Origin of the sequence: Paraburkholderia sp. WC7.3g, from assembly GCF_050436345.1 — a bacterium.
Taxonomy (GTDB): domain Bacteria; phylum Pseudomonadota; class Gammaproteobacteria; order Burkholderiales; family Burkholderiaceae; genus Paraburkholderia; species Paraburkholderia podalyriae.
Genome location: NZ_JBNDMA010000002.1, coordinates 4,009,302 through 4,022,839, shown reverse-complemented (window position 1 = coordinate 4,022,839; position 13,538 = coordinate 4,009,302). Strand labels below are relative to the sequence as shown.

Sequence of the window (13,538 nt, the reverse complement as noted above, 5' to 3'; positions counted from 1 at the left end):
CTGCCTATATCTGTCGTATCGCTCAAGGAAAGACGTAGTACTGACGGACGCGTCTTGGTCCCTGCCGGAATCGAAATTCCTCTTGCAGAGTCAGGGAATTTCTCATGCGACGGGCGCCTTTGGGTAGCCGTTGGTTTTGCGGATTCGTGCCACAGCCGATTGGCTCGTGCATCCTTCCTTCTCGCATATCAAACGTACGCCATGTCCAGCCAATCACCACTTCACGACATCATTAGCCTCGCCGAAATCCAGTCGCTCGCGGACACGAAAACGTTCGCGCGCGGCAAGGCGTATTTCCACGAGGGCGCCGTCTCGCGCCTCGAAGAGCGCGATGGTGTCCTTCGCGCGAACGTACGCGGCACGCACCGGTACAGCGTCGAGCTTGGCGTAGGCGGCGACGGCGAGCTGACCTACGAATGCGACTGTCCGGTCGGCGAGGACGGTATCTTCTGCAAGCACGCGGTCGCGGTCGCCCTGTCGTGGCTCGAGAATACCGGCGCGGAAGTGTTTCATGCCGATGAGTCAGAGCCGGCAAAGCCTCGTAAAAAGCGCAAGACGTACGAGGAGCAGATTCGTGAATATGTTGCGACGCTGAATGCGGAAGCCGTGCGCGAACTTTTGCTGGAAGCGGTCGAGCGCGACATGGCGCTGCGCGACAGGCTGTTGCTCGCGGCGCGTGCGGCGAACGCCAGTGACCTTCCGAGCATGAAGACCGCGGTACGACAGGCGACGCGCATTTCGCGGCCGCTCGACTGGCGCGAAGCCGGCGCGTACGGCGACGGCTTGATGGCGCTCGCGGACATGCTGCGGCAGCGGCTTGCCAATCGTCAGGCCGCCCAGGTGGTCGAGCTTGCGGAGCTTGCGATTGCCGGCGCCGAAGCAAGTCTGGAGCAGATTGATGACTCCGGGGGTGATGTGATGCCGGCCATCATGGAGCTTGCCGCCGTACATCTCGAAGCATGTCGTCAGACGCGACCGGACCCAACGAAGCTCGCGGAGCGACTGTTCCGGTTCCAGACCGACGGCGTGTGGGATACCTTCTACGATGTGTTGCCGGCTTACGCCGAACCGCTCGGCGACCTTGGGATTCATCGGTACCGCATGCTTGTAGAAAACGGATGGGACGGCCTGCCGGCACTGGCGCCGAGCAATGAATTTCGCCGGTCGTTCGAACCGCTTCGCATGCGACTGGAACGCGCGATGGAGGCGCTGGCGGACCTCGACGGCGATGTGGACGCACTGGTTCGCATCCGGTCAAAGGACCTGTCGAGTCCCTACCGTTTTTGGCTGGTCGCAGAGCTTTGCGCGAAGCACGGGCGCTACGACGAAGGACTCGCGTGGGCCGAACGCGGCCTCACAGAGTCTGGCAAGAACGTGGACCAGCGTCTGCTTGACTTCTGCATCCAGGAGCACCTGCGGCGCGGCGAATTCGAAAGGGCTGATGTGCTCGCGTGGCAGCGTTTCGGGATGCACACGGGCGCAGAAGCATTCGCCGCCTTGATGGATATCGCAAAGGCTACCGGACGGCATGATATGACGCGCGAGCGCGCGCTTAATCACTTGTGGGAACTTGTTCGTGCTGAAGAGGGCGCGACCAAAGCGCAGCGCAGCTCCTGGCAGATGCCGACGCGAACCGAACTTGTCAAAATCTTTCTTGCCGGGCGCGAGCACGATATTGCCTGGGAGACGTTCTGCGGCGGTCCGGTGGCGACACACTTGTGGGCAACAATGGCAACCATTCGCGCAAAGACCCATCCGAATGATGCCATTGCGCTGTACCACCGCCTGCTGCCCATCGCCGCCGAAAATGGAACCCGGAACGCCCGGTATGACGAGGCGTTCGGCATCGTGCGGAGTATCGGAAGACTAAGGGCACAACTGAAGGAGCATGCGCAGTTTGACGATGAACTACAGACCATTCGCGAGACATATCGTGCGAAGCGCAACTTCATGAAGCTGCTGGCGACGATGGGTTAGCTGCGGCTAAAGCAGCAGCTTCTCTGACGCATCGGCGGTGAGGATGGAGGAGTTCATGGCATGGGAACGATAGGACATTGGCAGCTCTTTGAAAACCATGCTCAGTCAACAGCCGTGCCCCGCGTGGGCGCGTGGGACTGTCCGCTTCGTCGCTGAGCAAAGCTTTGCCGGCGGCATCGAGACGCTAAAAAGGCCGGTCTTGCGACCGGCTGGAAAGCACTTCCCTTGGAGCAGAGTTCGGCGCTGATGACCTCTCCTGGTCATCGTTCCGAGAATCTGTCAGGCCGCAGTTCTCAGACTACCGTGTGGGTCGATGACAATCTTCTTGGGTACGCCAGAATCAAATTCGGCATAACCACTGGGAGCCTGGTCGAGCTCGATGACAGTCACATTGACGACTTCAGCAATATTCAACCGGTCCCACAAAATCGCCTGCATGAGATTCTTGTTGTACTTCATCACTGGAGTCTGGCCGGTGAAGAACGAGTGCGACTTTGCCCAGCCAAGGCCAAAGCGAACGGAAAGACTGCGCGACAAACCGCTTCTTCCAGTGCGTGATCGCCGGCGGCGTCACTTCGCACTGCGTCGCGATTTCCTGACTCGTATGACCGTCAGCGGCCATCAAGACAATCTTTGCCCGGCGGACCAGAGAGTGAGGCAGTGCACGCGAGCGGCTCATTGATAGCAATTGTTCTCGCTCCAGTTCGGATACGACAACCTCGATTCCTTTGCGTCCCATGATCGCCTCCTACACACCGTGACTCGATCATAGAAACAATCTGGATTTATGCAAAGTTATTTCTGGGACGGAACACTAGCAGGGTTTATACGTTTCGCTACTTCCTGGATGCCGATGGGGTGCGTAGGTATTCGTTGAACCAGTTGCCGAACACTGCGCCGCGTTTCTCGTACTTGTTGGTCGCGAGGTCGGGGAAGAGCCATGCAGAGCTGTCGGCTGACCGGCGGGATTCGACATAGTCGAGCCAGCCAAGTTGCAGCAGGCTATGGTGGGCCGGGACGTGGCGCATGACAGTCCGGTACCCGGCGCGACTCTCACGCTTGGAGTCGTGCAGGTGAAAACACCATACGCCATCGCGCTGCACGACATCGGCACTCGTGAGCCGGCACAGGTCTTCGACCCGGGCACCCGTATGCAGGCCAAGAAGCGGCACCCAGAAAGCGGCATCGCTGCCGCCCTTTTCCGGGCGGTGTCCTCGTGTCCATACGGGTGAGGCAAAGACCTCGTTCACCTGGGCCATCGTGAAGGCCGTGCGTACGGTCTTCCGGTTGAGCTCGACCACCTTCTCGGGATATTTCATGCCGCTGAAGGGGTTGGTGGCCAACTTCGTCAGCTTTTTGCGCATGGCAAGTCTGATGAGCGGCGACAGCAGCGACAGAATCGTGTTTACGCGGCCGTGCTCAACGTCGTCCTTTTCGAGGAAGAGCGCCTTGAATTTTTCGACGTGGTCTCGTAGTCGCCCGCCGCACGCAGGCCGTGCGGCAGCCAGCTGTCGCCGGTCGCTGCGGCGGCCCGCGCCGGGGCGACGAGCTGTTCATATGCCAGGGCGGCCATCGGCAGGCGGGTGATGGCCTCGTTGCGACACGGCGTTTCCAGGCTCAGCCAGATTTCGGTCTTCGCGAGCGTGGCGCGCAACTTGAGCGGCACCTTGCGGCGGAAGTAGTAATGGGTCGAATCGGCGCGGGTGGTCAGGTAGGGGTGTTTCATGGGGTGCTCTCCTCAGGAAGGTAACAGAGGCGTGTAGCACCCGGACTCCGGAAACCGGCGGCATCTGAAATTTTAGATGCGTAATGCGCCGTTTCCGGCGCATTACCGGCATTCCAGAACAAAAAAGCCGCTGCTTCGTGAGAGGCAGCGGCTTTTTCTTGAAGCTGGTGGCGAATCAGGGACTCGAACCCCGGACCTGCGGATTATGATTCCGTCGCTCTAACCGACTGAGCTAATTCGCCGAAAGAAGCGAAATTATGCTGGCGCAGCCGAGGGCTGTCAACCCCAGGCGCACGACTTTTTCAGATAGCCCAGACTGTTCGTCCACTCAATCCTTCGCGTAGATATCCGAGTCCTTGGTCTCCCGCACGAACAGCATACCGATCACGAAGGTGACCAACGCGATCACGATCGGATACCAGAGTCCCGAATAGATGTTGCCCTTCGCCGCGACGATCGCGAACGCGGTCGCTGGCAGGAAGCCGCCGAACCAGCCATTGCCGATGTGATACGGCAGCGACATCGACGTATAACGGATGCGCGTCGGGAACATCTCGACCAGCATCGCCGCGATCGGCCCGTAGACCATCGTCACGTAGATCACGAGGATCGTCAGGATCACGATGCTCATGGGCCAGTTGATCTGCGCCGGATCGGCCTTCGGCGGGTAGCCGGCGGCCTTCAGCGTGGCGGCGAGCGTCTTGTCGAACGTCTTGGCTTGCTCCTTCGCGTCGGCGGCGCGGCCGTCGAAGGTGTTGACGACCGTATCGCCCACGCGGATTTGCGCGATCGCGCCGGCAGGCGCCGCGACGTTCTCATAGTTCAGGCCGGCTCGCGACAGCGCGCCCTTCGCGATGTCGCATGAGCTCGTGAACTTCGCGGTGCCCACCGGGTTGAACTGGAACGAGCACTCGGCCGGATCCGCGATCACGACGATCGGCGACTTCGCGGTCGCGGCTTCGAGCGCCGGGTTCGTGTAGTGCGTAAGCGCCTTGAACAGCGGGAAGTACGTCAGCGCGGCGATCAGCAGGCCGGCCATGATGATCGGCTTGCGGCCGATGCGATCCGACAGCGAGCCGAAAAACAGGAAGAACGGCGTGCCGATCAGCAGCGCGAGCGCGATCATGATGTTGGCGCTGGTGCCGCCGACCTTCAGCGTCTGCGTGAGGAAGAACAGCGCGTAGAACTGGCCCGTGTACCAGACCACGGCCTGGCCGGCCGTCAGGCCGACCAGCGCGAGGATCACGACCTTCAGGTTTTTCCACTGCCCGAACGCTTCGGAGAGCGGCGCTTTCGAGGTCTTGCCCTCGGCCTTGATGCGCGCGAACACCGGCGACTCCTGCAGTTGCAGACGAATCCAAACCGACACCGCGAGCAGCACGATCGACGCGATGAACGGAATGCGCCAGCCCCATGACCCGAATGCGTCTTCGCCCATCGTCGTGCGCACGCCGAGGATCACGAGCAGCGACAGGAACAGGCCGAGCGTGGCGGTGGTCTGGATCCACGCGGTGTAGAAGCCGCGGCGTCCCGCCGGCGCGTGTTCGGCCACGTAGGTCGCGGCGCCGCCGTACTCACCGCCGAGCGCGAGGCCCTGCAGCAGGCGCATCGCGATGAAGATCACCGGCGAAGCGATGCCGATCGCCGCATAGCCCGGCAGGAAGCCGACGAGGAACGTCGACAGACCCATGATGATGATCGTGATGAGAAACGTGTACTTGCGCCCGACCATATCGCCGAGTCGCCCGAACACGATCGCGCCGAACGGCCGTACCGCGAAGCCGGCCGCGAAACTGAGCAGCGTGAAGATGAACGCCGCGGTCGGATTGACGCCGGAGAAGAAGCTCTTGCTGATGAAGGCCGCGAGCGAGCCGGCCAGATAAAAGTCGTACCACTCGAAAACCGTACCCAGCGACGATGCGAAGATCACCCGCTTTTCATCGCGCGTCATCGGCACGTGCGACATTTGCCCGCCAACGGTAGCCATATATGTCGTCTCCAATATTGATATACACGGATCGCCGGCACAGGCGTTCCATGCAACCGATTATTGGAGCGGAAACTTACGGCGTTCTGACTCGACGCCAGAACTTCTGATAGTCCGGTAAACCGTCGAATCGGCGCTCAATTTCCGTTAACCCACAGTGATGTTCTGGCAATCCGCGTTGAAATATCTCAAAATCACGCCGTCGGTTCGCTGACGATCAGGCCGCGTTAGGGTAAGTCCCGCCCCCGTTCCAGCACATGCAAGCTGACACGCACGAGCGTGCCGGCAAGCCGCGGCGACGCCTGGTAGACGTTGTCATCGATGGCGAGCTCGCCGCCATGCATCGCCGCGATCTCACGCACGATCGCGAGACCGAGGCCGCTGCCGTCGCCTTCGCGGCCGAGAATCCGGTAGAACCGCTCGACCACGCGCGAGCGCTCGCTGGCCGGAATGCCGAGCCCGGTGTCCTCGACTTCCAGATGCACGAGCCGCGCGGCGGCGTCGTGCCGCACGCGCACGGTGATGCGGCCGCCCGCCGGCGTATAGCGGATCGCGTTGTCGATCAGATTCGACAGCATTTCGCGCAGCATGACCGGATTGCCAGCGACTTCGACCGGCTCGTCGGGCGCTTCGTAGCCGATGTCCATCTGCTTCGCGAGCGCGGCCTGCACCCATTCGCGCACCGCGCTGCGCGCGAGTTCGCCCAGTTCGAGCGGCGTGAAGATCTGTCCCGACCGACGGTTTTCCGCGCGCGCCAGCGCGAGCAACTGTGTGACGAGCCGCGCGGCATGCTCGGAGCTCGTCGCGATCTGTTCGAGCGAGCGATGCACCTCGGCCGACGCGTTCAGGCGCAGCGCGAGTTCGGCCTGCGTGCGCAGGCCGGCCAGCGGCGTTTTCATCTGATGCGCCGCATCGGCGATGAAGCGCTTCTGCAACTCCATGTTCTGTTCGAGGCGCGTGAGCAGATCGTTGAACGACGTGACGAGCGGCTCGATTTCAGGCGGCGCGCGGCGTGCCTCCAGCGGCGACAGATCGTCCGGTCGGCGCGCGCGGATATGCGCCTGCAGCGCATGCAGCGGCTCGAGCCCGCGCGACAGCCCGAACCACACGAGCAGAATCGCGAGCGGCAGGATCACGAACTGCGGCAGGATCACGCCCTTGATGATGTCGTTGGCGAGCTGGCTGCGCTTGTCGAGCGTTTCGGCGACTTGCACGAGGACGGCCTGCGCGCCCGGCGTCTGCGGAAACTCGACGGTCGTGTAGGCGACGCGGATGTCGTTGCCGCGCAGCACGTCGTCGCGGAATTCGACGAGGCCCGGTGGCGGGCGGTCCTCCTCGTGCGGCAGTGGCATGTCACGCTCGCCGGCCACCAGCTCGCCGCGCGTGCCGAGCACCTGAAAGAACACGCTGTCGACGTTGTCGGCGCGCAGGAAATCGCGCGTCGACTCGGGCAGCGAAAGCTCCGCGACGCCGTTGACCGGATGGATCTGGCGCGCGAGCACGTAGGCGTCGGTTTCGAGCGCGCGGTCGAACGGGCCGTTCGCGATCGACTTTGCGACCAGATACGTGACCGCGAGGCTCATCGGCCACAGCAGCAGCAGCGGCGCGAGCATCCAGTCGAGAATTTCGCCGAACAGCGAGCGCGGACGCGCTTCGGCGGCGGCTTCGGTTTCGTCCGGCGGGGCGAACGGATTGGCGTAGCGCGCGTCGCGCGCCTCGTCGAGGTCCGCAGCGTGCGCCGTGGCGCGATCAGCGCGTGCGGACATCGCGGGCCTCTATTTGTAGTGGTGGCTCGCCGGCATCGCGGCGGACGACGGCGCGGTGGACGGTTGCGCCGCTTGTGCCGCTTGTGCCGCTTGCGGCTCGGAACCGGCCGGGGCGGCGGGCCCGCTCGCATTCGCCGGCGCCGCCGCTTTTTCGAGGCAGTAGCCAAGCCCGCGCACGGTGATGATGCGCACGCCGCTCGGTTCGATCTTCTTGCGCAGTCGGTGCACGTAGACTTCGATCGCGTTGTTGCTGACTTCCTCGCCCCATTCGCACAGATGGTCTACGAGCTGCTCTTTCGAGACCAGCCGGCCGATCCGTTGCAGCAGCACTTCGAGCAGACCGAGCTCGCGCGCGGACAGATCGATCACCTGGTCGTTGACATGGGCAATGCGGCCCACCTGATCGAACGACAGCGAGCCATGCCGCACGACGGTCGGGCCGCCGCCCGCGCCGCGCCGTGTCAGCGCGCGCACGCGCGCTTCGAGTTCGTTCAGCGCGAAGGGCTTGGCCATGTAATCGTCGGCGCCGAGGTCCAGGCCTTTGACGCGTTCGTCGACGCTATCGGCGGCGGTCAGGATCAGCACTGGCAGGTTCGAATTGCGCGCGCGCAGGCGGCGCAGCACCTCGAGCCCGGACATGCGCGGCAGGCCCAGATCGAGGATCAATAGGTCGAACGTCTGCATTGACAACGCGGTATCGGCTTCCACGCCGCTTTTCACGTGATCGACCGCATAGGCCGATTGGCGGAGTGATCGAACCAGACCGTCCGCGAGTATGCTGTCATCTTCGGCAATCAGAATTCGCATGATGCGCCAGCCTGGCTTTGCCGGCACCGTGGGGTTGCCCCGGCGCGCAGCGGTCTCCGAACATTATTGTGGGTAGTTGGGGCGACGCGACAGTAAAAGATGCGCGTTCGCATCACAATCGCGCTTGCCAAAACCACTGTTTTTTTATACAGTGTCTGCGTTTCGTGTGATGTCCTGAAGACTCCGCTCAATTTGAGTGGAACCATGGGTGCACACCTGCCTCAGACGCCGTTCATCATAGCAAAGGACGATTCATGGAAGAAAGCAAGAAAGGCTCGGCTGGACTGACTGCTGAAAAGAGCAAGGCACTGGCCGCCGCGCTCGCGCAGATCGAAAAGCAGTTCGGCAAAGGGTCGGTCATGCGGCTCGGCGCAGGTGAGGCAGTCGAAGACATCCAGGTGGTCTCCACCGGATCGCTCGGCCTCGACATCGCGCTGGGCGTCGGCGGTTTGCCGCGTGGCCGGGTGGTCGAAATCTACGGTCCGGAATCGTCCGGTAAAACCACGCTGACGCTGCAGGTCGTCGCCGAAATGCAGAAGCTCGGCGGCACCGCGGCGTTCATCGACGCGGAACACGCGCTAGACATTCAATACGCTGGCAAGCTCGGCGTGAACGTCGCCGACCTGCTGGTCTCGCAGCCGGACACCGGCGAACAGGCACTCGAAATCGCCGACGCGCTGGTGCGCTCGGGCTCGATCGACATGATCGTGATCGACTCGGTCGCGGCGCTAGTGCCGAAGGCGGAAATCGAAGGCGAAATGGGCGACTCGCTGCCGGGTCTGCAGGCGCGTCTGATGTCGCAGGCGCTGCGCAAGCTGACCGGCACGATCAAGCGCACGAACTGTCTCGTGATCTTCATCAACCAGATCCGCATGAAGATCGGCGTGATGTTCGGCAACCCGGAAACCACCACGGGCGGTAACGCGCTGAAGTTCTACGCGTCGGTACGTCTCGACATTCGCCGCATCGGTTCGATCAAGAAGAACGACGAAGTGATCGGCAACGAAACCCGCGTGAAGGTCGTCAAGAACAAGGTGGCGCCGCCGTTCCGTGAAGCGATTTTCGACATCCTGTACGGCGAGGGCATCTCGCGTCAGGGCGAAATCATCGACCTCGGCGTGCAGGCGAAGATCGTCGACAAGGCTGGCGCATGGTACAGCTACAGCGGCGAGCGGATTGGTCAGGGCAAGGACAACGCGCGTGAATTCCTGCGCGAAAATCCGGATATCGCTCGCGAAATCGAAAATCGTATCCGCGAATCGCTGGGCGTCACCGCGATGGCGAACGCCGTGACCGGCGCGGACGCTGAAGTCGCGGGCGAAGAAGAGTAAGCATCACGTGATACGCAAAGGCCGACCGTTGTCCGACTCCGGACGCTATCCGGACGGCCCGCGCGACGCGGCGGACGGATCGCCTGAGTCCAGCGATCCGTTCGAATCGTTCGAATCGTTCGACGCACACGACCGCGCCGCGGGCCGCGGCCCGCAGCGTACGCGGTCTGCACCCGCTGCAGTGTCGTCCAGCCGGGATTCCTCCGGGCTCGATTCCCCAATCCCCTCCGAAGTCACCTACACCCGCTCACGCCGCCAACCCGGCGAACAGAAGCCGGGCCGGTCCGACGAAGACGCCAGCAGAAAATCCCAACGCCCCGCCCGTTCGCTGAAAGCGCGCGCGCTTGGCTATCTGTCGCGCCGCGAATATAGCCGCGCCGAACTCGCCCGCAAGCTGAAGCCCTACGTCGAGGAAACCGATTCGCTCGACGCGATGCTCGACGCGCTGCAGGCCGAAAACTGGCTATCCGACTCGCGCTTCGCGGAAAGCCTGGTCCATCGGCGCGCATCGCGGCTCGGCACGAGCCGCATTCTCGGCGAACTGAAGCAACACGCGCTCAACCCGGCGCTCGTCGAAGAGGCGAGCGCGCAGTTGCGCGAAACCGAGCTCGCGCGCGCCCAGGCGGTCTGGCGCAAGAAGTTCGGCCAGTTGCCGCAAACGCCGGCCGAGCGCGCGAAGCAGGCGCGCTTTCTCGCGTCGCGCGGCTTCTCCGGCGCGACGATCGGCAAGATCCTGAAGGGTATCGGCGACGTCGACGACATCGGGGACGGCGACTAATACGCCAGTCTCGACGGGTAGGGTAATTGCCGCGCCGTAACCTGGCGCCAGGCCGTGCGCAATCGGGGCTGTCCCAAATACCCGTTATGCTAAAATCCACACGTTTTCCAATCCGGTCTTTCCTTCCCGCATGTCGCTCTCCCTGCCAGTGTCCCGTCAGTTGCGCCATCGTCGCGCAATCAGAGCGGAAGCTTACGAGCGAACCGATGGCCTGTGGGATGTGGAAGCGTGCCTGACCGACGAAAAGCCACGCGATGTGGTGCTTGCGTCGGGTATCCGGCCCAATGGTCAGCCGATCCATGAACTCTGGCTTCGCATCACCATCGATCGCAAGCTCAACGTCGTCGACGCCGAAGCGTCGTCCGACTGGGTGCCCTATCCAGGGTTGTGCCAGGCCAGCAATCCCGCCTACCGTGCCCTCATCGGGCTCAATCTGTTCCACAACTTCCGTCGCGATGCTGCCCGTTTGCTGGCCGGCACGGCCGGTTGCACGCATCTCACCGAGCTGTGCGCGATCCTGCCGACCGCCGCGATCCAGGCGTTCGCCGGCGAGGTGTGGAACACCGATGCCGGCACGCCGGGCGCGAACGCGGGTTCGGGAGACGAATCGTCTAACGGCACAGGCGATCATTCCAACGACAAACCGCCATTCCAGTTGGGGCGCTGCCACGCGCTGCGTTTCGACGGCGAGGCGGTGAAACAGTTTCATCCGCGCTGGTATGGCCACGCTCCGCGTCCAGCGGAACGCGCGGCCTCGTCGGACGACGCGGCCGGCCGCGAACCAGGCGGCGACGCGTCGGCCTGAACGGCGGCAACGGAAACGAAGTTCAATCCAACTCTCAGACTGAAGGGAATCACGCATGAAGATTCACGAGTACCAGGGTAAGGAAATCCTGCGGAAATTCGGCGTCGCGGTACCGCGCGGCAAGCCGGTCTTCTCGGTGGATGATGCGGTCAAGGCCGCGGAAGAGCTGGGCGGCCCGGTGTGGGTCGTCAAGGCTCAGATCCACGCGGGTGGCCGTGGCAAGGGCGGCGGCGTCAAGGTCGCCAAGTCGCTGGAACAGGTTCGCGAGTATTCGAACCAGATCCTCGGCATGCAGCTCGTCACGCACCAGACCGGTCCGGAAGGCCAGAAGGTTAACCGCCTGCTGATCGAAGAAGGCGCTGACATCAAGAAGGAACTGTATGTCGGTCTCGTGATCGATCGCGTTTCGCAGAAGATCGTCGTGATGGCGTCGAGCGAAGGCGGCATGGACGTCGAAGAAGTCGCGGAAAAGACGCCTGAGCTGATCCACAAGGTTGCCGTCGATCCGTCGACCGGCCTGAAGGACTCGGAGGCAGACGACCTCGCGAAGAAGATCGGCGTGCCCGACGCTTCGATCCCGCAAGCTCGCGCGATTCTGCAAGGCCTGTACAAGGCATTCTGGGAAACCGACGCATCGCTCGCCGAAATCAACCCGCTGATCCTGACCGGCGACGGCAAGGTCATCGCGCTTGACGCGAAGTTCAACTTCGACTCGAACGCGCTGTTCCGTCACCCGGAAATCGTCGCGTACCGCGATCTGGACGAAGAAGATCCGGCTGAAATCGAAGCGTCGAAGTTCGACCTCGCGTACATCTCGCTCGACGGCAACATCGGCTGCCTCGTGAACGGCGCTGGCCTCGCAATGGCAACGATGGACACCATCAAGCTGTTCGGCGGCGAACCGGCGAACTTCCTCGACGTCGGCGGAGGAGCTACGACGGAGAAGGTTACCGAAGCGTTCAAGATCATGCTGAAGAACCCGAACCTGACCGCGATTCTGGTCAACATCTTCGGTGGCATCATGCGCTGCGACGTGATCGCGGAAGGCGTGATCGCGGCATCGAAGGCCGTGTCGCTGAAGGTGCCGCTCGTGGTCCGCATGAAGGGCACGAACGAAGACCTGGGCAAGAAGATGCTCGCTGAATCCGGCCTGCCGATCATCTCGGCGGACAGCATGGAAGAAGCGGCCCAGAAGGTCGTCGCGGCTGCTTCGGGCAAGGCGTAAGCCAGCTGTCCACGGCGCATTTACCGGCTCATTTGCCAAATTGACGAGTGGCGGCGCGCGAGCGACACCGGCGTGAAGCATCGCGCCGAGTGACGCTACCGCGCGAAGCCAAACGAACAGAGGTCAGTACATGTCGATTCTGATTAACAAAGACACCAAGGTCATCACGCAGGGCATCACCGGCAAGACCGGTCAGTTCCACACGCGTGCTTGCCGTGAATACGCAAACGGCCGCGAAGCGTACGTCGCGGGCGTGAACCCGAAGCGCGCCGGCGAAGATTTCGAAGGCATCCCGATCTACGCGAGCGTCGCTGAAGCCAAGGCTGAAACGGGCGCGACCGTGTCGGTGATTTACGTTCCGCCGGCAGGCGCCGCCGCCGCGATCTGGGAAGCCGTCGAAGCCGATCTGGATCTCGCGATTTGTATCACGGAAGGCATCCCCGTGCGCGACATGATCGAGATCAAGGACCGTATGCGTCGCGAAAACCGCAAGACGTTGCTGCTCGGACCGAACTGTCCGGGCACGATCACGCCGGACGAGCTGAAGATCGGCATCATGCCGGGTCACATCCACCGCAAGGGCCGCATCGGCGTCGTGTCGCGTTCGGGCACGCTGACGTATGAAGCAGTCGGCCAGCTGACCGCGATCGGCCTCGGCCAGTCGTCGGCAGTCGGTATCGGCGGCGACCCGATCAATGGTCTGAAGCACATCGACGTGATGCAGATGTTCAACGACGATCCGGATACGGACGCCGTCATCATGATCGGCGAAATCGGCGGTCCGGACGAGGCGAACGCCGCGCACTGGATCAAGGACAACATGAAGAAGCCGGTGGTTGGCTTCATCGCTGGCGTCACGGCGCCTCCGGGCAAGCGCATGGGCCACGCCGGCGCGCTGATCTCGGGCGGTGCGGACACCGCTGAAGCGAAGCTGGAAATCATGGACGCGTGCGGTATCAAGGTCACGAAGAACCCGTCCGAAATGGCGCGTCTTCTGAAGGCAATGCTGTAAATCGAATTCGCGTGCCGTAGGCGCGCGATTTTTGATACGCTTACGAAATCCTTTCGTGAGCGGGCGGTCCCGAAAAGCGGGGGAGTGCAGACTCCCCCGCTTTTTTTCGTCCGCGCTTGCGTCG

General features: G+C 62.7%; 11 protein-coding genes, 1 tRNA gene and 2 pseudogenes. 6 read left to right on the top strand and 8 right to left on the bottom strand.

The features are described from left to right. Positions 1-201 precede the first annotated feature (201 nt). A complete protein-coding gene (locus tag OKW43_RS30125; RefSeq protein ID WP_429451818.1) occupies positions 202-1,977 on the top strand; it encodes an SWIM zinc finger family protein in 1,776 nt (591 codons plus the stop codon). Positions 1,978-2,256: 279 nt separating this feature from the next. On the opposite strand, the pseudogene OKW43_RS30120 reads toward OKW43_RS30125, so the two are convergent. From OKW43_RS30120 to OKW43_RS30085, 8 genes and pseudogenes are all read right to left on the bottom strand, one after another. Beyond that, positions 2,257-2,505: pseudogene (locus OKW43_RS30120) on the bottom strand (formaldehyde dehydrogenase, glutathione-independent); the annotation flags it as partial. 37 nt (positions 2,506-2,542) lie between these two features. Continuing rightward, positions 2,543-2,599, bottom strand: a pseudogene (locus OKW43_RS30115) (hypothetical protein); the annotation flags it as partial. A 214-nt stretch (positions 2,600-2,813) separates the two neighbouring features. After that, the gene (locus tag OKW43_RS30110; RefSeq protein WP_429451436.1) at positions 2,814-3,341 is read right to left on the bottom strand and encodes a hypothetical protein; all 528 of its coding nucleotides are present in this window, start codon (positions 3,339-3,341) and stop codon (positions 2,814-2,816) included. 41 nt (positions 3,342-3,382) lie between these two features. Further along, complete coding sequence (locus tag OKW43_RS30105) at positions 3,383-3,703, bottom strand: DUF6538 domain-containing protein (protein ID WP_429451434.1); 321 nt, start codon at positions 3,701-3,703, stop codon at positions 3,383-3,385. A gap of 165 nt (positions 3,704-3,868) precedes the next feature. Further along, positions 3,869-3,945 (bottom strand) — tRNA-Met (locus OKW43_RS30100). 86 nt (positions 3,946-4,031) lie between these two features. Then, positions 4,032-5,690: an MFS transporter gene (locus OKW43_RS30095; protein WP_429451432.1), complete on the bottom strand. Its 1,659-nt coding sequence runs from the start codon at positions 5,688-5,690 to the stop codon at positions 4,032-4,034. A 227-nt stretch (positions 5,691-5,917) separates the two neighbouring features. Continuing rightward, positions 5,918-7,456: a sensor histidine kinase N-terminal domain-containing protein gene (locus OKW43_RS30090; RefSeq protein WP_429451430.1), complete on the bottom strand. Its 1,539-nt coding sequence runs from the start codon at positions 7,454-7,456 to the stop codon at positions 5,918-5,920. 9 nt (positions 7,457-7,465) lie between these two features. After that, positions 7,466-8,263: a response regulator gene (locus tag OKW43_RS30085; protein ID WP_429451428.1), complete on the bottom strand. Its 798-nt coding sequence runs from the start codon at positions 8,261-8,263 to the stop codon at positions 7,466-7,468. A gap of 254 nt (positions 8,264-8,517) precedes the next feature. On the opposite strand from OKW43_RS30085, the gene recA reads away from it, so the two are divergent. From recA to sucD, 5 genes are all read left to right on the top strand, one after another. Continuing rightward, positions 8,518-9,594, top strand: coding sequence for a recombinase RecA (gene recA / locus OKW43_RS30080; protein ID WP_018421721.1), 1,077 nt, complete (start codon positions 8,518-8,520; stop codon positions 9,592-9,594). Between the two features lie 7 nt (positions 9,595-9,601). After that, a complete protein-coding gene (gene recX, locus OKW43_RS30075) occupies positions 9,602-10,372 on the top strand; it encodes a recombination regulator RecX (RefSeq protein WP_187635938.1) in 771 nt (256 codons plus the stop codon). 130 nt (positions 10,373-10,502) lie between these two features. After that, a complete protein-coding gene (locus tag OKW43_RS30070; RefSeq protein ID WP_429451426.1) occupies positions 10,503-11,177 on the top strand; it encodes a DUF2889 domain-containing protein in 675 nt (224 codons plus the stop codon). 55 nt (positions 11,178-11,232) lie between these two features. Further along, positions 11,233-12,402 carry an ADP-forming succinate--CoA ligase subunit beta gene (sucC, locus tag OKW43_RS30065; protein WP_013090442.1) on the top strand — a complete coding sequence of 390 codons (1,170 nt, stop codon included), beginning with the start codon at positions 11,233-11,235 and terminating at the stop codon, positions 12,400-12,402. 130 nt (positions 12,403-12,532) lie between these two features. Continuing rightward, the gene (gene sucD / locus OKW43_RS30060) at positions 12,533-13,414 is read left to right on the top strand and encodes a succinate--CoA ligase subunit alpha (RefSeq protein WP_187635940.1); all 882 of its coding nucleotides are present in this window, start codon (positions 12,533-12,535) and stop codon (positions 13,412-13,414) included. The last annotated feature ends 124 nt before the right edge of the window (positions 13,415-13,538 follow it).

Coding starts and splice junctions, on each gene's coding strand:
- OKW43_RS30125 (WP_429451818.1), top strand. CDS start 202: ATGTCCAGCCAATCACCACTTCACGACATCATTAGCCTCGCCGAAATC.
- OKW43_RS30110 (WP_429451436.1), bottom strand. CDS start 3,341: ATGCGCAAAAAGCTGACGAAGTTGGCCACCAACCCCTTCAGCGGCATG.
- OKW43_RS30105 (WP_429451434.1), bottom strand. CDS start 3,703: ATGAAACACCCCTACCTGACCACCCGCGCCGATTCGACCCATTACTAC.
- OKW43_RS30095 (WP_429451432.1), bottom strand. CDS start 5,690: ATGGCTACCGTTGGCGGGCAAATGTCGCACGTGCCGATGACGCGCGAT.
- OKW43_RS30090 (WP_429451430.1), bottom strand. CDS start 7,456: ATGTCCGCACGCGCTGATCGCGCCACGGCGCACGCTGCGGACCTCGAC.
- OKW43_RS30085 (WP_429451428.1), bottom strand. CDS start 8,263: ATGCGAATTCTGATTGCCGAAGATGACAGCATACTCGCGGACGGTCTG.
- recA (WP_018421721.1), top strand. CDS start 8,518: ATGGAAGAAAGCAAGAAAGGCTCGGCTGGACTGACTGCTGAAAAGAGC.
- OKW43_RS30070 (WP_429451426.1), top strand. CDS start 10,503: ATGTCGCTCTCCCTGCCAGTGTCCCGTCAGTTGCGCCATCGTCGCGCA.
- sucC (WP_013090442.1), top strand. CDS start 11,233: ATGAAGATTCACGAGTACCAGGGTAAGGAAATCCTGCGGAAATTCGGC.
- sucD (WP_187635940.1), top strand. CDS start 12,533: ATGTCGATTCTGATTAACAAAGACACCAAGGTCATCACGCAGGGCATC.